The 17,569-nt window shown below is 67.6% G+C and carries 17 protein-coding genes; 1 reads left to right on the top strand and 16 read right to left on the bottom strand.

Annotated features, from left to right (window positions below):
- Nucleotides 1-24: 24 nt before the first annotated feature.
- From DWF00_RS14535 to glmM, 5 genes are all read right to left on the bottom strand, one after another.
- Nucleotides 25-456, bottom strand: coding sequence for a low affinity iron permease family protein (locus DWF00_RS14535; RefSeq protein ID WP_114832312.1), 432 nt, complete (start codon nt 454-456; stop codon nt 25-27).
- A gap of 64 nt (nt 457-520) precedes the next feature.
- A complete protein-coding gene (fghA, locus tag DWF00_RS14530) occupies nt 521-1,360 on the bottom strand; it encodes an S-formylglutathione hydrolase (protein ID WP_114832311.1) in 840 nt (279 codons plus the stop codon).
- 127 nt (nt 1,361-1,487) lie between these two features.
- Entirely contained in the window at nt 1,488-2,600 is a 1,113-nt protein-coding gene (locus DWF00_RS14525; RefSeq protein WP_114832310.1) for an S-(hydroxymethyl)glutathione dehydrogenase/class III alcohol dehydrogenase, read from the bottom strand.
- Between the two features lie 292 nt (nt 2,601-2,892).
- The gene (locus DWF00_RS14520) at nt 2,893-3,762 is read right to left on the bottom strand and encodes an outer membrane protein (RefSeq protein ID WP_114832309.1); all 870 of its coding nucleotides are present in this window, start codon (nt 3,760-3,762) and stop codon (nt 2,893-2,895) included.
- Between the two features lie 489 nt (nt 3,763-4,251).
- The gene (gene glmM / locus DWF00_RS14515) at nt 4,252-5,595 is read right to left on the bottom strand and encodes a phosphoglucosamine mutase (RefSeq protein WP_114832308.1); all 1,344 of its coding nucleotides are present in this window, start codon (nt 5,593-5,595) and stop codon (nt 4,252-4,254) included.
- A 253-nt stretch (nt 5,596-5,848) separates the two neighbouring features.
- On the opposite strand from glmM, the gene DWF00_RS14510 reads away from it, so the two are divergent.
- Nucleotides 5,849-6,307 (top strand): SgcJ/EcaC family oxidoreductase, encoded by a 459-nt coding sequence (locus tag DWF00_RS14510; RefSeq protein ID WP_181832876.1) that lies wholly within the window; start codon nt 5,849-5,851, stop codon nt 6,305-6,307.
- A gap of 70 nt (nt 6,308-6,377) precedes the next feature.
- On the opposite strand, the gene ftsH is transcribed toward DWF00_RS14510, so the two are convergent.
- The 11 genes from ftsH to DWF00_RS14455 all read right to left on the bottom strand — a co-directional run bounded on the left by ftsH (nt 6,378) and on the right by DWF00_RS14455 (nt 17,556).
- On the bottom strand, nt 6,378-8,303 hold the full coding sequence (gene ftsH, locus DWF00_RS14505; protein ID WP_114832306.1) for an ATP-dependent zinc metalloprotease FtsH: 1,926 nt from the start codon (nt 8,301-8,303) through the stop codon (nt 6,378-6,380).
- A 113-nt stretch (nt 8,304-8,416) separates the two neighbouring features.
- Nucleotides 8,417-9,472, bottom strand: a complete 1,056-nt coding sequence (gene tilS / locus DWF00_RS14500; RefSeq protein ID WP_181832875.1) for a tRNA lysidine(34) synthetase TilS — start codon at nt 9,470-9,472, stop codon at nt 8,417-8,419.
- Nucleotides 9,469-10,416, bottom strand: coding sequence for a tol-pal system protein YbgF (gene ybgF, locus DWF00_RS14495; protein ID WP_114853036.1), 948 nt, complete (start codon nt 10,414-10,416; stop codon nt 9,469-9,471). The genes tilS and ybgF overlap by 4 nt, the downstream gene beginning before the upstream one ends.
- A 201-nt stretch (nt 10,417-10,617) precedes the next feature.
- Complete coding sequence (gene pal / locus DWF00_RS14490) at nt 10,618-11,127, bottom strand: peptidoglycan-associated lipoprotein Pal (protein ID WP_114832582.1); 510 nt, start codon at nt 11,125-11,127, stop codon at nt 10,618-10,620.
- A gap of 178 nt (nt 11,128-11,305) precedes the next feature.
- The gene (locus DWF00_RS14485; RefSeq protein ID WP_181832907.1) at nt 11,306-11,929 is read right to left on the bottom strand and encodes a DUF2939 domain-containing protein; all 624 of its coding nucleotides are present in this window, start codon (nt 11,927-11,929) and stop codon (nt 11,306-11,308) included.
- Nucleotides 11,930-12,053: 124 nt separating this feature from the next.
- Nucleotides 12,054-13,367 (bottom strand): Tol-Pal system beta propeller repeat protein TolB, encoded by a 1,314-nt coding sequence (tolB, locus tag DWF00_RS14480; protein WP_114832589.1) that lies wholly within the window; start codon nt 13,365-13,367, stop codon nt 12,054-12,056.
- A 50-nt stretch (nt 13,368-13,417) separates the two neighbouring features.
- Complete coding sequence (tolA, locus tag DWF00_RS14475; RefSeq protein WP_114832579.1) at nt 13,418-14,641, bottom strand: cell envelope integrity protein TolA; 1,224 nt, start codon at nt 14,639-14,641, stop codon at nt 13,418-13,420.
- 59 nt (nt 14,642-14,700) lie between these two features.
- Nucleotides 14,701-15,150: a protein TolR gene (tolR, locus tag DWF00_RS14470; protein ID WP_114832577.1), complete on the bottom strand. Its 450-nt coding sequence runs from the start codon at nt 15,148-15,150 to the stop codon at nt 14,701-14,703.
- Between the two features lie 11 nt (nt 15,151-15,161).
- Complete coding sequence (gene tolQ / locus DWF00_RS14465; RefSeq protein ID WP_114832575.1) at nt 15,162-15,872, bottom strand: protein TolQ; 711 nt, start codon at nt 15,870-15,872, stop codon at nt 15,162-15,164.
- Between the two features lie 342 nt (nt 15,873-16,214).
- Entirely contained in the window at nt 16,215-16,670 is a 456-nt protein-coding gene (locus DWF00_RS14460; protein ID WP_114832573.1) for a DUF2852 domain-containing protein, read from the bottom strand.
- 238 nt (nt 16,671-16,908) lie between these two features.
- A complete protein-coding gene (locus DWF00_RS14455) occupies nt 16,909-17,556 on the bottom strand; it encodes a TetR/AcrR family transcriptional regulator (RefSeq protein WP_114832572.1) in 648 nt (215 codons plus the stop codon).
- Between the last annotated feature and the right edge of the window lie 13 nt (nt 17,557-17,569).

Below are 17,569 nucleotides of genomic sequence, written 5' to 3'. Positions count from 1 at the left end.
TTGCCGTTCCGGGAAGCCCGCAGCTCAGCCGCCCCGCTCGGCATTCTCGTCGAGGCTCTTGTTCAGCATCTCGCGCGCCTTGGTGGCGCGCTTCTCGAACTCGTTGCGGATCAGCTCGAGCTTTTCCTCATCGAGCTCCTCGAGGTCGAGCAGTTCCTCGCGCGCGCCTTCCAGCCGCACGATCAGCTCGTCGAGCTTGATCTGCATCGCGGCCGTGTCGCGGTTCTGGCTATTCTGGATGATGAACACCATCAGGAAGGTGACGATGGTGGTCGAGGTGTTGATCACCAGTTGCCAGGTGTCGTTGAAGCCGAAGAACGGCCCCGACACGGCCCAGATCACGATGATCAGCAGCGCGACGAAGAAGGTCTGCGGCTTGCCCGCCCAGCGCGCCGTCGCCTGCGACAGGCGCGTGAAGAACGAGCGCTTTGACGGCGCGTTGTCGTAAGCGGTCATGGCTTCCCCCGCGCAGTGATGCGCATCCTAAACCCCCGCCGGGGCGATGCGTTCCACGCGGGCGTCAGGCCGCCTTCAGCCGCTCGGCATGCCAGGCGATGTGCTGGGCCATGAAGGTCGAGACGAAATTATAGGAGTGGTCATAGCCCTCCCGCATCGTCAGCTCGAGCGGGATGCCGGCGCTGACGCAAGCCACTTCCAGCAGCCAGGGCCGCAAGCCCTCCTGCAGGAAGCCATCGGCCGTGCCCTGGTCGACCAGCAATTCCTTGACCCTGTGCCCGTCGGCGATCAGCGCCGTACTGTCATAGGGACGCCAGCTCGCCTCGTCCGGCCCGAGGTACTTCTCGAAGGCAGGGCGCGACCAGCCCGCGGTCGAGGGTTGCGCGATCGGCGCGAAGGCCGAGACCGAGCGGTAGCGCTCCGGGTGCTTGAGAGCGAGCGTGATCGCGCCATGCCCGCCCATCGAATGGCCAAAAATGCCCTGCCGGCTCATGTCGAGCGGCAGTTCCTTCGCCACCAGCTCCGGCAGCTCATGCAGGACGTAGCTCTCCATGCGATAGTTCTTCGCATAAGGCTGTTGCGTCGCGTCGAGGTAGAAGCCGGCGCCGGAGCCGAACTGCCAGTTCTCCGGCTCGTCCGGCACGGCTTCGCCACGCGGCGAGGTGTCGGGGCAAATGATGGCGATGCCGTTCGCCGCCGCAGCCGCCCGGTACTCGCCCTTGTCGACGGCGTTCTGGTGCGTGCAGGTCAGGCCCGAGAGATACCAGAGCACCGGCACCGGCCCGTCCTCGCTCTGGTGCGGCAGGTAGACCGCGAAATTCATCGGGCAGGCGCAGGCGGAGCTGTCATGGCGATAGACGCGCTGCTGCCCGCCGAAGGCTTTCGATGAGGAGAGCAATTCCATCAGATGGTCCCTTTTGCTGCGGCGCCGAACACACCTCCACCGTCATCCCGGAGCGGCGCGGCTTCGCCGCTTGTCCGGGATGGCGCCGAGGTTCAGTGCGCGATGGATGGGGCCAAAAAACGACCGCTCAGTACACGACGACCGAGCGGATCGACTTGCCCTCGTGCATCAGGTCGAAGCCGTGGTTGATCTCGTCGAGGCTGAGCTTGTGGGTGATCAGGTCGTCGATGTTGATCTTGCCCTCCATGTACCAATCGACGATCTTCGGCACGTCGGTGCGCCCGCGGGCGCCGCCGAAGGCCGTGCCCTTCCAGACCCGGCCGGTGACGAGCTGGAACGGCCGCGTCGCGATCTCCTTGCCGGCCTCGGCCACGCCGATGATGATCGACTCGCCCCAGCCGCGATGGCAGCACTCCAGCGCCTGGCGCATCACGTTGGTGTTGCCGGTGGCGTCGAAGGAGAAGTCGGCGCCGCCGCCGGTGAGGTCCACGATCGCCTGCACGACCTTGTCGTTGCCGATCTCGCTCGGGTTGATGAAGTCGGTCATGCCGAACTTCTCGGCCATGGCGCGCTTGGCCGGGTTGAGGTCGACGCCGATGATCTTGTCGGCGCCGACCATGCGGGCGCCCTGGATGACGTTGAGGCCGATGCCGCCGAGCCCGAACACCACGACGTTCGCGCCGGGCCAGACTTTCGCCGTGTAGATCACCGCGCCGATGCCGGTCGTCACGCCGCAGCCGATATAGCAGATCTTGTCGAAGGGCGCGTCCTCGCGGACCTTGGCCAGCGCGATCTCCGGCAGCACCGTGAAGTTCGCGAAGGTCGAGCAGCCCATGTAGTGGAAGACCTCGCCGCCATCGCAGGAGAAGCGCGAGGTGCCGTCCGGCATCAGCCCCTGCCCTTGCGTGGCGCGGATCGAGGTGCACAGGTTGGTCCGGCGCGACAGGCAGCTTTTGCAACTGCGGCATTCCGGCGTGTAGAGCGGGATGACATGGTCGCCGACTTTAAGCGTCGTCACGCCCGCCCCGACCTCGCGCACGATGCCGGCGCCCTCATGGCCCAAAATCGCCGGGAACTTGCCCTCGGAATCCAGGCCCGACAGCGTGTAGGCATCGGTGTGGCAGATGCCCGTCGCCATCACCTCGACCAGGACCTCGCCCGCCTTCGGCCCGCCGATCTCGACGGTCTCGATCGTCAGCGGCTTCCCAGCCTCCCAGGCGACGGCAGCGCGTGTCTTCATGGTGATGTCCTCGTTGCTGAATCGCGTGGGGCCGACCCGCCCGGGGAGAGCCGGCGCCGCCGCCTAACTAGGGCGAAGGGATGACGGCTTTGTCAACGCGACGCCGTCCACCCGCAACGGGAGGGTGAAATGCAAACGGCGCGGATCGTGTGATCCGCGCCGCCGGCAGAGAATAGGTTCGTGCGCTTAGAGCTTGCTCTGATCTGCGAGAATCAAGCGCCGTCATCCCGGAGCTGCGCCGCAAACGCGGCTTGTCCGGGACGACGCAGAGAGGTTCCGCGCCAACAGGCGATCAATACTTGCGCACGACCGGCGGCTGATAGATCGGCCGCTCGACCGGGCCGCAGCAATCGGGATCGCCGAAATTCCAGCGCATGCCGATCTTGAAGTCGTGGCTGTCGATCGACTTGGCCTTCAGCGGCGCATAGGATTCCGCCAGGAAGGCGTTGCGGATCGGCCCGGACTGGGCGTCGCCGAGGTTGAGGTAGCGATAGCCGACTTCGAGCGTCAGGTTCTTGTTCACCTCGTAGCCGACGCCGGCCATGAGGGCCCAGGCGAGGCCGGTCTTGTCGCCGCTGCTGGCGGTGCCGAGCGTCGGCGAGACCGGGCCGAAGGGCTGGTTGGCGAAGACGATGCCCTGGTCGGTCAGGCCGCTGATCTGGTTGCGCGCCACGCCGATGCCGGCGCCGAGATAGGGCGTCAGGCAGTTCCAGGTGCCGAGGTCGACATAGGCGTTGAACAGGGCGACCATCGAGGACAGGTTGCCCTTGTAGGTGTTGGTCTGGTTGCCCAGGGCGAAGGGGTTGTAGATGCTGTCGTTGACGCCGACCGAGGAGCCGCCGCGATATTCCAGCGTGCCGTCGACGCGGAACCAGTTGTTGAAGCGGTAGCCGGCGCCGAGGCCGGCGAAGAATGCGGTCTCATCGGTCTTGCCGAAGAAGCTGCCGCCATAGGCGATGGTGTCGGCCTGCTCGTATTTGTCGACGCTCTGGACGCCGATGCCGACGTCGCCGCGCAGGTACCAGCCGGAGCCGATCGTGCCCTTCAGCCCAAGCGGCTCGGGCGGCGGCGGCAAGCCCACGCCCAGGTCAGCGGCATTGGCCATGGCGGCGGCACTGAGCGCCATAGCACCGGCAAGCGCAAAAGTTTTCAGGCTGCCCATGGCAGTGTCCTTCGAGTTTGCGCGAGCGAAACGCAGCCCGCGCGAGTTACCAATGGGAAGGACGTTGCCAGCGATTTCTTAAATGAGACTTAACCTTACCGCTTAACCACGAATTCTTTGGAAAATAATGCTGACGCTACGCGAGATGAGGCTTTCGCATCGCGTCTTTGCGGTAGGCTTCGCAGGGGTAGATGAAGAACCGGGGAGAGCCGCGCCTTCTCGGGCAGAGCGCGGGGAATCCCTCTCCCGAGGCCCCGCCGTCAGACACTGTGGCAGTGCCTTCCCCGTCATGGTCGGGCTCGTCCCGACCATCCACGTCTTTGCCACGCCCCAGCAGCTGCAACGCCGCAAGGCGTGGATGCTCGGCACAAGGCCGAGCATGACGGTGGTAGCTAGTTCAACGGCAGGCCCTCATCCGCCCCTGCCGGGGCACCTTCTCCCATCCGGGAGAAGGGAAGAGAGCCGTGCGTCCAGGCGAGCTGCCCGCCCTCAGGCCGCAGCCTTCGTCACCGCCTCGACGACCTCATCGACCGCGCGCATCACGAGGTCTCGGTCGTCGCCCTCGGCCATGACGCGGATCACCGGCTCGGTGCCGGAGGGCCGGATGACCAGGCGGCCGCTCGCGCCCAGCATCAGCTTGGCCGCCTCGATCGCGTTGACGACCGGCGTCTCCTTGAGCGGCTGGCCTTGCTTGTAGCGCACGTTCTTGAGGATCTGCGGCAGCGGCTCGAAGCAATGGCAGACCTCGGAGACCGGCTTGTCCATGCGCTTGACCACGGCGAGCAGCTGCAGCGCCGCGACCAGCCCGTCGCCCGTCGTCGCGTAGTCGGAGAGGATGATGTGGCCGGATTGCTCGCCGCCGAGGTTGTAGCCATGCGCCCGCATGTGCTCGAGCACGTAGCGGTCGCCCACGGCAGTCCGCGCCAGCGACAGGCCCAGGCCCGCCAGATAGCGCTCCAGCCCGAGGTTGGACATCACGGTGGCGACGATGCCCGGCTGCGACAGGCGGCCATCCTCGTGCCAGCTGCGCGCGATCACCGCCATGAGCTGGTCGCCATCGACGACATGGCCCTGCTCGTCGACGATCAGCACGCGGTCGGCGTCGCCATCGAGCGCGATGCCGATATCAGCGCGCAGTTCGCGCACCTTGCGGCTGATCGCCTCCGGCTCGGTCGAGCCGACATCCTTGTTGATGTTGAAGCCATCGGGCTCAACGCCGATCGCGATCACCTCGGCGCCAAGCTCCCAGAGCGCCTCGGGCGCGACCTTGTAGGCGGCGCCGTTGGCGCAGTCGACGACGATGCGCAGGCCTTCCAGGCTGAGGTTGCGCGGCAGCGTGCGCTTGGCGAACTCGATATAGCGGGCGTGGACGCTGTCGATGCGCTTGGCCCGGCCGAGCTCCGGCGAAGTCGAGAGATGCTTCGAGAGGTCGGAATCGATCAGCTTGGCGATCTCGGTCTCGACCTCGTCGTTGAGCTTGTAGCCGTCGGGGCCGAACAGCTTGATGCCGTTATCCTCGTAGGGGTTGTGCGAGGCCGAGATCATCACGCCGAGATCGGCGCGCATCGAGCGCGTCAGCATCGCGACGGCAGGCGTCGGCATCGGGCCGAGCAGCATCACGTCCATGCCGACCGAAGTGAAGCCCGCCACCATGGCGTATTCGATCATGTAGCCGGAGAGCCTTGTGTCCTTGCCGATCACCACGCGGTGGCGGTGGTCGCCGCGACGGAAGGCGATGCCGGTCGCCTGCCCGACCTTGAGCGCGAGGTCCGGCGTGATCACGCCATTGGCGCGGCCGCGAATGCCGTCGGTTCCGAAATATTTGCGTGCCATGTTTTTTTAAGTCCGGAGCGGGCAAATCACCCGGGAAAATCAAACGATTGAGAGCTTCTATAGCGGAAATGGGTTTCCGCCTTCTCACGTTTTGTGACGAATTTTTTCTTGATGGCGGCTCAGCAAAACCTGGCTCGCCCGGCTTCTGTGCCCGCCCATCATCGCAATGTGATCGGGATCACAGCGTCCCGTCATGAGCGACCGTCAGACTTGCCGCAGCGGATCAGCACGAGGACGCGCGATGCAACACGTAATGGCGATCATGGTCTCGACGGCAGTTCTCATCTCAGCTTCGGGTTCCGGTACGCTCGCCGGTCCCAAGGATGACGCCTTCGCGGTGATCCAGAACTGGGCAACGGCCTTCAACGCCAGCGATATCGACAAGATCATTGCGGCGTATACGCCGGAAGCCTCGGTTCACGGCACCACGGCCAACAGCCTGGCGGTGGGGAAAGACGCCTTGCGCGCCTATTTCGGGCCCGCCGCCCGCAGTCGCAACCAGGTCAAGCTGGCACAGGATGGCAGCGAGGCCACGACCATGCTTGGCGACGGTCAGGTCGTGGTCGCCGGTTTCTACGAATTCTCCGGAACGCGCCCGGATGGCCAGGCCTTCACGGCTCCGGCCCGCTACACGTTCGTGCTGGTCAAGCAGGACGGCGCTTGGCTCATCGCCCACCAGCACTCCTCGCCGCGCGCCCGTCCCGCACAATAGCGCGGCCCAGCAAAGCGAAAGGCGGCCGCGAGGCCGCCTTTCGGGAAGATTCACGCTGCGCCCGACAAGCTCACGCCTGCGGCTGCGGCTCCAGGCCGGCATCCGGCTCGTCGCGCTTGCGGCCGCGGCCGGCGCTCGGCACCGCCGAGTGGCGCGGGCCGGACGGCGTCTCGTCGATGTCGCGCGTCGGGCGCTTGCCGGTGAGCAGGTCGCGGATCTCGTCGCCGGTCAGCGTCTCGAACTCGAGCAGCGCCTCGGCGACCGAGACGAACTCGTCGTGGTGCTTGGAGATGATCTCCTTGGCGTCGAGATAGCCCTGGTGCACCAGCTTGCGCACTTCGCTGTCGATCTTCTGCGCGGTCGCTTCCGACAGGTTCTGGGTGCGCCCCATCGACATGCCGAGGAAGACCTCTTCCTGGTTGTCGCCATAGGCGACCAGGCCGAGCTCGTCCGAATAGCCCATCTGCGTCACCATCGCCTTGGCCATCTTGGTGGCCTGCTGGATGTCGCCGGTGGCGCCGGAGGTGATGTTCTCCTTGCCGAAGGTGAGCTCCTCCGCCACGCGCCCGCCCATGGCGACCGCGAGCTGCGAGGTGAACTCCTTGTACTTCATCGAGTAGCGGTCGCCCTCGGGCAGGAACTTGACCATGCCGAGCGCACGGCCGCGCGGGATGATCGTCGCCTTGTGCACCGGGATGCCCGCGGGGACGTAGAGGCCGACGATGGCGTGGCCGGCCTCGTGATAGGCGGTCAGCTTCTTCTCTTCCTCGGACATGGCCATCGACTTGCGCTCGGCGCCCATCATGACCTTGTCCTTGGCGTCCTCGAACTCGGCATGGGTGACCATGCGCTTGCCGCGGCGGGCCGCGAGCAGGGCCGCCTCGTTGACGAGGTTCATCAGGTCGGCGCCGGAGAAGCCGGGCGTGCCGCGGGCCAGGATCTTGAGGTCGACGTCGGGCGCCATCGGCACCTTGCGGACGTGGACGCGCAGGATCTTCTCGCGGCCGGCGACGTCGGGGTTCGGCACCACGATCTGGCGGTCGAAGCGGCCGGGGCGCAGCAGCGCCGGATCGAGCACGTCGGGCCGGTTGGTGGCGGCGATGATGATCACGCCCTCGTTCGGCTCGAACCCGTCCATCTCGACGAGGAGCTGGTTCAGGGTCTGCTCGCGCTCATCGTTGCCGCCGCCGAGGCCGGCGCCGCGATGGCGGCCGACTGCGTCGATCTCGTCGATGAAGATGATGCAGGGCGCGTTCTTCTTGGCCTGCTCGAACATGTCGCGGACGCGGCTGGCGCCGACGCCGACGAACATCTCGACGAAGTCCGAACCCGAGATCGTGAAGAACGGCACGTTGGCCTCGCCCGCGACGGCGCGCGCCGTCAGGGTCTTGCCGGTGCCGGGAGGGCCGACCAGCAGCACGCCGCGCGGAATCCGGCCGCCGAGGCGCTGGAACTTCTGCGGGTCGCGCAGGAACTCCACGATCTCGGTGAGGTCTTCCTTGGCTTCGTCGATGCCGGCGACGTCCTCGAAGGTGACGCGGCCGTGCGCCTCGGTCAGCAGCTTGGCCTTCGACTTGCCGAAGCCCATGGCGCGGCCGGCGCCATTCTGCATCTGGCGGGACATGAAGATCCACAGGCCGATGAAGATGACGAAAGGCAGCGAGTTGACGAGCAGCGCCATGAACCACGGCGTGCCCTCGGACGGAGCGCGGGCCGAGACCTGAACGCCCTTCTGCGCCAGCGTCTTCAGCAGCGCCGGATCGCTGTAGGGCACGTAGCTCACGAAGCTGCGGCCATCCGAGAAGGTGCCGGAGATTTCCGGTCCCGCCACGACCACGCTGGAAATCCGCCCGGCCTCGGACTCGTTGACGAGCTGGCTGTAGGGGATCTCGTTCGTGCTCGCGCGCTGGCTCGGGCTCTGGAACAGCGTGACGAGCGCCAGCACCAGCAGGAAGATCACCACCCAAAGGGCGAAGTTTCGAAAATTCGGATTCATCACCAGTCCGATCGGGCCGCCCGGTCCAACCGGAGAAGGCCAAGGGTTTCAGACGTTAATCTAGGAGCGACACGTGCCCTTGCCAAGTGAACAAAAGACTGGAAACGGGCTCATTACGGCGCAGGGTGAACGCCACGCCTGCGCATAGGCTCGCGCGCGAACGTCAGCGCGCCTTTGCGATCGAGCGCCAATACGCACCCCGATAATGTCCGCGTCATGGCCAGCCCCCTGCCTGCGGCGTCGATCAGCGCGAAGGCGCAGGCCTCAAGCCGTTCCAGGCGCGGCAGGTTTTCGCCATCGCCGCGAGCCGCGACGCCCTCCAGCCCGCGCCCGATCAGGCGCAGCACGACCTCGTCCGGCTCACCGGCCAGCGCCGTCAGATCAAGCCGCATCGCCGCGCCATCATCCGAAGGCACGAGCAGCGGCAGCAGCGCCGCGACCCGGTGTTCGACCGCAGCCTCGATCCGGCCAAGCCGCGAGGCCAGGGTCGCCAGCCGCTCGGCGCCCAGGCCTTCCTCGGCGAGGGCGGGCATCAGCCCGCGCCAGCGCACCCGCTCGAAGCGGGTATCGGCATTGCTCGGATCCTGGATGAAGGGCAGCCCGCGCGCGTCAGCCGTCGCGATGAGCCGCGCCTTCGGCACGCCGAGCAGCGGCCGGGCGAGGTCGATGGCACCCTTGCGGACGCGGGAGCGCATCCCGAGCAAGCCGGACGGGCCGGAGCCGCGCGCCATGCGCATCAGCATCGTCTCGGCCTGATCGTCCAAGGTATGCGCCGTCACCAGGACCGCCCCCCCCAGGCCATCGGCATGCTGGGCGAGGAGCGAGTAGCGGGCCTGGCGCGCCCGCTCCTGGATGCCTGAGGCCGGCTTGGGCCCGCTCCAGCGCAGGATCGCGTGCGGAACGCCGAGCTCGCGGCACAGCGCAGCCACCGCCTCGGCCTCGCCGGCGGAGGCGGCGCGCAGGCCATGGTCGACGGTCGCGGCGACGAGCTCCGGCCGGCCGGGCTGCCGGGCCCAGTCGCTCAGCAGCGCCAGCAGTACGACGGAATCCGGGCCGCCAGAGACGGCAACGAGCAGCCGCGTCTCGTCAGCCAGCCCGGCGAAGAGCGCCGCCGCCTCGCCGGTCAAGACCGGCTGGTCGCTGAAATGCTCCTGCGCCGGCGCGCTCACGCGCAGCGGGCGCGGCGCTGCTCGCGCTCGACGCCCTGGCGCACGGCGTTCGATGCGGCCGGATAATCGACCGAGACCTTGGCGAAGGTGGCGCAGGCCTGGTCGCGCGCGCCGAGGCCGTTCAGCGAGACGCCGAGCTTGAGCAGGCTGTCGGCACCCTTGCCGGCCTTTGGATAGTCGCGCGAGATCTTCAGGAACTGCTCGGCCGCCTCGCGGTAGCGCTGGCGCTGGAGATAACTCTCGCCGAGCCAGAAGGTCGCGTCCGCGGCGAGCCGGTCGCGCGGATAGCTCTGCAGGAACTGGCGAAAGCCCATCTCGGCCTGCTCGTATTCCTTGCGCAGCACGTAGGCGTAGGCCGTGTCATAGGCCTCCTTGGGGCTCGGCGCCGCTCCGGTCGCGGCAACGCTCGTCCCGCCGCGCTGCGCCGGCGGCAGCGCGCCTTGCGGCACGGCCCGTCCGACGCCCTGGAGATCGAGCGGCCCTTGCGAGGGCCCGCCCGCATAGTCTTCCTCGATGATGCCCTCGACGCTGCCGCCGCCGAGCGAGCGCGGCGCGCCGGCCGCCTGGGGCTGCGCATTGGGGTCGAACGCATCGCCGCGGCGCTGGCGGCCGGGCTGGGCCGGCGGCTGCGCGCCACCGGGAGCCGGCAACGCGGCCGGGCCGGGAGCAGCGCTGCCCGGACGGGCGCCGCCACCGCTGCGCTCGTTCAGGCGGAAGTCGACATCCTCCTGGAACTTGCGCAGCTGCTCGGTTAGCCGGCGGTTCTCGAACTGCAGCTGCTCGATCTGCCCGGACAGCGTCCGGACCTGGTTCTCGAGGCGCCCGGTGCGCACCGTGAGCTCGGCCGCATCCTGGGCCGATGCCGGCGCGGCCATCACCGATGCGGCCAGTCCAAAGGCCAACGCGGCCAGGACGCGGCGCACGCCCCGCGAACGATCAGACATTACGACGTCTCGAACCATCATGAAAACCGCGTTGCCCCCGTGTACGATGCGTTATCACAGCCCGCCACCACGGCCAAAATATGAAAAGGCCTGCGCTTTCACCGAAGAAAGCGCAGGCGTCTGCTCACTATCTCAAGACTGCCGCCAGCGGAGACCGCTTTGAGAATTCGCTGGGCTCGCCGGCAGAATTCGCAAACGGGCTCAGACGCCGCCGCCGGCGCCGTCGAGAACGGTTACGGCACGGCGGTTCTGCGACCAGCAGGAGATGTCGTTGCAGACCGCGACCGGGCGCTCCTTGCCATAGGAGACGATGCGCATCCGGCTGCCCTGGATGCCGCGCGAGGCGAGGTAGTCGCGCACGGTCTGGGCGCGGCGGGAGCCGAGCGAATAGTTGTACTCGCGCGTGCCGCGCTCGTCGGCGTGGCCCTCGATGGTGAAGGTGTAGCGCGGGTAGCGCTGCAGCCAGGACGACTGCTTGTCGAGCGTCGCGACCGCGGTCGAGGTCAGGTCGGTCTGGTCGGTCTCGAAGAAGACGCGGTCGCCAACATTGACGACGAAGTCCTGGGTGCTGCCCGGGGTCGCGGCGCCACCGGCGCCGAAGCCGCCGGCATCGGCGTTCTGATCCTTGGCGCAGGCGCCGAGCGCGAGCGTGGCGGCGATGGCGAAGGCGAAGCGGACGGCACGACCGCTGGCAAACGTGGACGGGAGCATGATTCTTCTCCGGGGCGATCAAATGACGGGGCGGGCCGACAGGCCTCGCGTAGGGTTCATCAATGGTGCGTCAACCTAAACGAGACCTTGCCAGAACAAGGCGAAGTGGCGGCATTGCGGCGTATGGTTAACCAATTGCAGCGAAATACCGGCATTTCGATGCTGTTGCTTTCCTGCATCAGCTTTCGCGATCGACCCTCGCCTTCAACTCGTCCGCGAGCCTGACCAGAATGCTCTCCGGCAACTCCACCGAGCGCAGCAGCCAGCGCCATTGCTCCAGGGCGAACTGCAGCCGGAAGCGCTTCTGCTCCTCCACGCTCGGGTCGGGCTCGACCACGAAGCGCGTCGGCCCGGTGAAGCCCGAGGCGCGGAACAGCATCCAGGCATTGCGCCAGCCGTCGAGCCGCGGCGCGGCCGCGCCGGTCTCGAGCAGGGTCGCCGCTCCCGCCGCGGGCCGGCCCTTGGCCATCAGGTCGGCGATGACGTCGGGCGTCAGGTAGTCCGCGATGACCGTCGTGACATAGCCGCCGACGATACTGGTCACGACCTGCCGGCTCATCGGATCGAGGTCGCGCGCCTGCGGATTGCGCGCGATATAGGCCCTGACGATCTGACGGGCGAAGCCGGCGCGCAAATCCTCGACGTCGATCTTGGCGACGATCTCCTCGGTGCGGCCGGCATTGGCCGCCAGCGCGAAGCGCGTCACCGCGACATAGGGCGATATCCAGTAGCCGAACGCGGCGAGGACGATGGCGAGGAGGGCGTAGCGGCGAAGGCGACGATGGGAGCGGCCCGGCTGCATTGGCTCGGACGCGCTGGATGGGTGAGACATACGGGTTCCCTGAACGGCAGGAACGGAGCACAGCCCCGGGTATACCGTCAACGATGTTGGGTGCCGATCGTTCCCGCCCGGTTGAGAGCAGGCGTCAGCGAGCCGAGGTCAGCAGCGGCGACCAACTCGGATCGGAGGCGAAGGCAGGCGTAGGCACAGGCACTTCGACGCGGCCGGTGATGTCCACCATGTAGAGCTTGCCGCCGGACTGGCCGCCGGGATCGCGGAAGAACATCAGGTACTGGCCGTTCGGCGCCCAGTTGGGCGCCTCGTTATGGAAGCCCTCGGTCAGGATGCGCTCGCCGGAGCCGTCCGACCGCATCACGCCGATGGCGAAGCCGCCGCCGCCCTGGCGCGTGAAGGCGATCAGGTCTCCGCGCGGCGACCAGGATGGCTGCGAATAGGAGCCCTGGCCGAAGGAGATGCGCTTGCCCTCGCCGCCGCCGGCGCCCATCAGGTAGAGCTGCTGCGAGCCGCCGCGGTCGCTCTCGAACACCATCTGCGTGCCGTCAGGCGAGAACGAGGGCGAGGTGTCGATCGCCGCGGTCGAGGTCAGCCGCGTCGTGGTGCGCGAGCCGATGTCGATGACGTAGAGGTTGGCGTTGCCGCCCTGCTGCAGGCTGAGCGCGATGCGCGCGCCGTTCGGCGAGAAGCGTGGGCTCGTGGTCATGTCGGGGAAGTTGCCGACGATCTGGCGCTGGCCGGTCTCGATGTTGAGCACGTGCACGCGCGGCTGCTCGCCGAGCCGCTGCGACATGTACGCGACCTCCTGCGCCACCGGCGAATAGCGCGGCGTCACCACCGAGACGTCGCCATTGGTCAGGTAGCGCACGTTGGCGCCGTCCTGGTCCATGATGGCGAGGCGCTTGCGGCGGTTCTCCTTCGGGCCGGACTCGTCGACGAAGACGACGCGCGTGTCGAAGAAGCCGCCGACGCCGGTGACCTTGGTGTAGATCGCGTCCGAGATGATGTGGCCGACGCGGCGGCTGTTGTTCGGGTCGGTGAAATATTGCTGCCCGTCGATCTGCTGGCCGGTGACCACGTCCCAGAGCCGGAATTCGGCCTTGAGCCGGCCGCTGCCGTCGCGCGAGACGCGGCCCGTCACCAGCGCCTGCACGCCGATCGCCTTCCAGGCGTCGAATTGCGGCACGGAATCGAAGGCCGGGTTCTTGTCGGGATGGCGCGCCTTGTCGACCGGCTGGAAATAGCCGGAGCGCTTCAGGTTGTTGGTGATGACGCCGGAGACCAGCACGCCGCTCTCGCCGCCGAAATCGGCGATGGCGATCGGCATCGGCTGGAACGTGCCCTTGCGCAGGTCGATGACGAGTTCGGCCCGCGCGGCGGCAGGCAGGAGCAGCGAGGCCGAGCCGGCCGAGCCGGCGAGCGCCAGCGCGTGGCGGCGCGTCAGCCCGGAGCGAGGAGCCGGGTGGGTCCCGGCGGTGGTGGCGGTGCGATGGATCACAGCACGTCCCTTGCGTCGAAATTGACGACGACGTCGCGCCAATCGTCATAAAATGAGGCGAATTGGGCCGGAATCCGCAGCGGCGCGCAGCGGCGCGTCGCCGTCAGCGCGGAATCGGCGGCGACCCGGAAAAGCGGGTCGGACGAGGAGTTGATCACGCCCGGCGTACCCACGAGCGAGCCGTCCGTGTTCAGCTTCATGCGCACGGCCGGCACGACCGAGCCCTTGGCGTTGGCCAGGCCGATCGGCACGTTCCAGCACTTCAGCAGCTGGTCCTGGATAATGCCGATGAGCTGGGCCCGCAGCGACGGGCTGAGCTTCTGCGACGAGCCGCGCTCGGTGCCGAGCGAGGCCGTGCGGTTGACCTGCGGCGCGGACGAGCCGGTCGACTGAGCCGGCTCCTTCGACTGCAGCAGCTTGTCGATGGCGTTGACGTTGAAGTTCTTGGCGACCTCGGCCTCGCGCTTGGCTTTGGCCTCGGCTTCAGCCTTGGCCTTGGCGACGGCGGCGATCTTGGCCTTGGCCTCCGCTTCGGCCTTCGCCTTGGCGTCTGCCTCGGCCTTGTCCTTGGCCGCCTGGGCCGCTGCGACCTTGGCCGCCTCGGCCTCCGCCTTGTCCTTCTCCTTGGCGGCCTCGGCCGCCTTGGCGTCGGCGACAGCCTTGGCCTTCGCCGCGTCAGCCTTCTTGGCGTCCGCCTCGGCCTTCGCCTTGGCGGCGGCCTTGGCGTCTTCCTCGGCCTTCTTCGCCTTCGAGGCCAGCTCGGCCTCCTCAGTGAGCTTCGCCAGCTCCTCGCGCTTCTGCTCGGCCTCCTGCGCGGCCTGGGCCTCGCTCTTCTGCGGCGGGGCCTTGGCGGCTTCCGGCGCCGGCTTGGGCTCGGGCTTCGGCGGTTGCGGGGCCGGGCGCGGCGGTGGCGTCGGAGCCGACGCGTTGTCGTCGGCGACCTTGAGCTCGGGCGGGCGCGTCGGCGGCGCCGGCGTGTCCTGCTTGGCCTCGCCCTGCTCCTTGCGCTCGACGATCTCGGACTTGCGCTCGGCGCGGGGCAGCGGCTGCTCCTGCACCTTCTCGGCCTTGCGCTCGCCGCGCGTGATCTGGTTCAGCGCGCTGGGATCGATCACCTCGACCGCGATCGCCTCCTCGTTCTCCGGCAGGGGCGCAGGCGAGGCAAACGCCAGCAGCCCCGCGACGAGAAACGTCACGTGGCCGAGCGCTGAGACCGCCATTCCCGGTTCGGAGGTAGAAAGCTTCACGCTCGAGTCGCCCTCGCCTTAAGCCGTCGTGATCAGCGCGTCGACGGCTCGGTGACGAGCGCGACGCGCTTGAAACCCGCCGAGGTGATGGTCGACATCACCGAGGCGACGCGCCCGTAATCGACCTGCTTGTCGCCGCGCACGTAGATGCGCTCGTCGAAGCCCTGCTTGGCCAGGCCCTGGAGCTTGCTCACCAGGTCCGGCTCGAGCGTCGGCTGATCCTGCAGGAAGATCTGGCCCTTGCTGTCGATGGCGATGGTGACCGGCTTCTGGTCGACGTTGATCGGCTTCGCGCCGGTCTGCGGCAGGTCGAGCGGCACGCCGGTCGCGATCAGCGGCGCTGCGACCATGAAGATGATCAGCAACACCAGCATGACGTCGATGAACGGCGTCATGTTGATCTCGGCGATGGCGCCGTGGCGCCGGCCGCGCCGGCCGCGTCGTCCCCCGGCCTTGGCGCCGGATGCTGCGGACATGCCCATGTCTCAGTTCCTCACGCCGCCAGCCGCTCGTCGATCTGCCGCGACAGGATCGCGGAGAATTCGTCGGCGAAGGCCTCGAGCCGGTTCTGCGCCTTGGCGACCTCGGCCTGGAGCTTGTTGTAGGCCATCAGCGCCGGAATCGCGGCGAACAGGCCGATCGCGGTGGCGAAGAGCGCCTCCGCGATGCCAGGCGCCACGACCGCCAACGAGGAGTTCTTGGAGACCGCGATCGCAGTGAACGAGTGCATGATGCCCCAGACCGTGCCGAACAGGCCGATGAAGGGCGCGGCCGAAGCGATGGTCGAGAGCACGAGCAGGCCCGATTCGAGCCGCTCGGTCTCGCGCTGGATGGTGACGTCGAGCACCTTGTCGATGCGCTGCGACAGGCTGGCGACCGAGCGCCCGCCATTCTCGAACGAGCGCTTCCATTCGCGCATCGCCGCGACGAAGACCGCGGCCATGTCGTTGACCGGGCGGGCGGCGAGTTCGCGGTAGAGCTCCTCGAGCGAGCGGCCCGACCAGAACACTTCCTCGAACGCATCCATGCCGCGCCGCGTGCGGCGGTAGAGCAAGGTCTTGTCGATGATGATCGACCAGCACCAGATCGAGGCGCTGATCAGCCCGAGCATGACCAGCTTGACGACGATATGGGCGTGCCAGAACAGCGTCCAGAACGACATGTCGATCTGCGGCGCGGCCTGCGCGACGTCGGCGGGGTTCATCCTGTCATCCTTCTGCCTGGGCGCCCGGCGCTTCCTGATGAAGCCCCGCACAGCCCCGCCGCACGCGTCGCGGGTGACCCGCGCCGCCGCCCGATCCGCGATCCGGGGATTTGCCGATGTCGTCAATCGCCTGTGAATCCGGCGAAAGATGGGCCGAAACGGGGTTTCCTGCGAAACGCATGCTCGGGTTCGAGTTAAGCCCCCAGCAAGGTTAATGCCGGGTATATGCCCCGCCGCCTGCGACAATTTCGCAGGCACCAAGCTGGCCAAGCGCCGCGCGCACGAACGAAAAAAGCCCGCCTCGTTGCCGAGGCGGGCCGATTCTAGCGGAGGCTTGGAAGATCAGGCGTTGGGCGCCGGGCTCTCCCCGCCGTCGCGGCGCTGGGCCATGAACTGGTCGAACTCGGCCTTGTCCTTGGCCATGCGCAGCTTGCCCAGGAAGTCCTGGAACTCGCGCTGCTCCTCCTCGAGCCGCCGCAGCGTCTCCTCGCGATAATCGTCGAAGGCGCGGTTGCCGCTGGTGGCAGGGCCGCGGCCCCAGCCGCCGCCAAAACCGCCCCCCTGGCCCCAGGGCTGGCCACCGCCGCCCATGCGCTCGCGCAGGTAATCCATCTTGCTCTGCAACCGGCTCATCCGATGCTCGTAGCGCTCACGTCCGCAACCATGTCCCATGCGTCCACTCCCGAACAGAAAGGCCAGGGTCGCCAGACCCAGCGGCCACCAGACCACGAACCCGAGCACCGCGAAGGCGAGCCAGGCCCCTTTCCCGTATTCATCAAGTTTGGCAACGATCGGCATCGATCCCTCTCGAAACTGAATGACAGCGACTGGCAGCCGCTGCAGGCCAACCTCCCCGATCGGCGACGCCGACCGTGTGAATGTAAATCACATTTACATATCTGGACCCAGCTGCCAAGCCTTTCAAGATGGCTCGTGTGAATTTTTGCGTGCCAGATCGCATCGCGGTCTTCGCCAAAAGTCAGAGCATGGCTTACGCGAAAAACCGGCGCCCACTTTTTCGCGCCATGCTCTAGCCTCAGCCAGCCTTGCCGGGCGGCAGGCCCAAGCCTTTGAAGTAGATCAGCATTCCGGCTTCGAGCAGATCGGCTGCCGACATCGGCAAGGTGCGCCGGCCGGCATCGGCGCGGCCGAATAGGGCGGCAACGCCATGCGACATGGCCCAGACATGCAGCGCCATCATGAGCGCCGGCGGGCGCTTGTCCTGCGGCAGGTCGGCGATCAGCGTCTCCGCCGCATTGCGCAGGAGCTGGAAGGAGCGGTCGGCGGCGGCGCGCAGGTCGGGGCTCGCATCGAGCGGGACGCCGGCCTCGAACATCGCCGAATAGAAGGCGGGCTGGTCGTGCGCGAAGGCGAGATAGGCCCGGCCGACGCGATGGAACGCCGCCTCGGCATCGGGCCTGCCGCCGTCCCAAGCCCGCGCCAGCGCTGCCTCGAAGGCCGTGAAGCCGCGCGCCGCGACATCCGCCAGCAACTCGTCGCGGTCGCGGTAGTGCCGGTAAGGCGCGGCCGGGCTGACGCCGGCCATGCGCGCGGCCTCGGCGAAGGTGAAGCCGCTCGGCCCCTTCTCGCCGATCAGCCCGAGCGCGGCGCGCACCAGCGCTTCCTTGAGGTTGCCGTGGTGGTAGCCCCGCGGCTGATCGGGCTCGTCGCGTTTCCAGCTCATGTTACGGGCACTA

Source organism: Allobosea caraganae, from assembly GCF_003351345.1.
GTDB lineage: Bacteria > Pseudomonadota > Alphaproteobacteria > Rhizobiales > Beijerinckiaceae > Allobosea > Allobosea caraganae.
This window is presented reverse-complemented; position numbering and strand designations above follow the sequence as displayed.

Excerpts from the sequence above, each read along its gene's own strand:
- DWF00_RS14535 (WP_114832312.1), bottom strand. The coding sequence starts at position 456 with ATGACCGCTTACGACAACGCGCCGTCAAAGCGCTCGTTCTTCACGCGC.
- fghA (WP_114832311.1), bottom strand. The coding sequence starts at position 1,360 with ATGGAATTGCTCTCCTCATCGAAAGCCTTCGGCGGGCAGCAGCGCGTC.
- DWF00_RS14525 (WP_114832310.1), bottom strand. The coding sequence starts at position 2,600 with ATGAAGACACGCGCTGCCGTCGCCTGGGAGGCTGGGAAGCCGCTGACG.
- DWF00_RS14520 (WP_114832309.1), bottom strand. The coding sequence starts at position 3,762 with ATGGGCAGCCTGAAAACTTTTGCGCTTGCCGGTGCTATGGCGCTCAGT.
- glmM (WP_114832308.1), bottom strand. The coding sequence starts at position 5,595 with ATGGCACGCAAATATTTCGGAACCGACGGCATTCGCGGCCGCGCCAAT.
- DWF00_RS14510 (WP_181832876.1), top strand. The coding sequence starts at position 5,849 with ATGGCGATCATGGTCTCGACGGCAGTTCTCATCTCAGCTTCGGGTTCC.
- ftsH (WP_114832306.1), bottom strand. The coding sequence starts at position 8,303 with ATGAATCCGAATTTTCGAAACTTCGCCCTTTGGGTGGTGATCTTCCTG.
- ybgF (WP_114853036.1), bottom strand. The coding sequence starts at position 10,416 with ATGTCTGATCGTTCGCGGGGCGTGCGCCGCGTCCTGGCCGCGTTGGCC.
- pal (WP_114832582.1), bottom strand. The coding sequence starts at position 11,127 with ATGCTCCCGTCCACGTTTGCCAGCGGTCGTGCCGTCCGCTTCGCCTTC.
- DWF00_RS14485 (WP_181832907.1), bottom strand. The coding sequence starts at position 11,929 with ATGCAGCCGGGCCGCTCCCATCGTCGCCTTCGCCGCTACGCCCTCCTC.
- tolA (WP_114832579.1), bottom strand. The coding sequence starts at position 14,641 with ATGGCGGTCTCAGCGCTCGGCCACGTGACGTTTCTCGTCGCGGGGCTG.
- tolR (WP_114832577.1), bottom strand. The coding sequence starts at position 15,150 with ATGGGCATGTCCGCAGCATCCGGCGCCAAGGCCGGGGGACGACGCGGC.
- tolQ (WP_114832575.1), bottom strand. The coding sequence starts at position 15,872 with ATGAACCCCGCCGACGTCGCGCAGGCCGCGCCGCAGATCGACATGTCG.
- DWF00_RS14460 (WP_114832573.1), bottom strand. The coding sequence starts at position 16,670 with ATGCCGATCGTTGCCAAACTTGATGAATACGGGAAAGGGGCCTGGCTC.
- DWF00_RS14455 (WP_114832572.1), bottom strand. The coding sequence starts at position 17,556 with ATGAGCTGGAAACGCGACGAGCCCGATCAGCCGCGGGGCTACCACCAC.